The organism is Paraburkholderia sp. RL18-085-BIA-A (genome assembly GCF_046027075.1).
GTDB lineage: Bacteria > Pseudomonadota > Gammaproteobacteria > Burkholderiales > Burkholderiaceae > Paraburkholderia.
In genome coordinates, this window is record NZ_JARESU010000641.1 from 1 (window position 1) to 386 (window position 386).

The window sequence follows — 386 nt, forward strand, 5'->3', positions numbered from 1 at the left end:
CCAGCAAGAAGCCGGTTCAGATGAGGATTCGGCTTGACGATCTGGGCGGGTTTGAGTGGACTCGGAATATGGAAATTGTCCGCGATGCCCGGGGCGTGAGGATCGCAAGAGAACTTGAGGACTGAACGAGTACCGCGGTCATCATTCAATTCAGTTCAACCGAACCGGACAAATGAACATGGACGATAAATTGCTCCTCTACAACGATAACGAAGCCACGCTCGACGCCACATCGAAACGGAAGATAGCTGTCGAAGTCGCGCTCGAACTGATAAGGCTCGATACAGCAAGCGGATCCTCGCGCGATTCCCTGGATAGCAATTTTAGGCATCTTTCCGATTACGCCGATCGGATTCAACAAGCATTGGCGCGCAAAGAGCCGTAAG

At 52.3% G+C, this 386-nt stretch carries 1 protein-coding gene; it reads right to left on the reverse strand.

The window, feature by feature from the left end; translation table 11 throughout:
• Positions 1 to 145: 145 nt before the first annotated feature.
• A partial coding sequence (locus P0D89_RS54200; protein ID WP_408371566.1) for a hypothetical protein occupies positions 146 to 386 on the reverse strand: 241 nt, incomplete at its 5' end.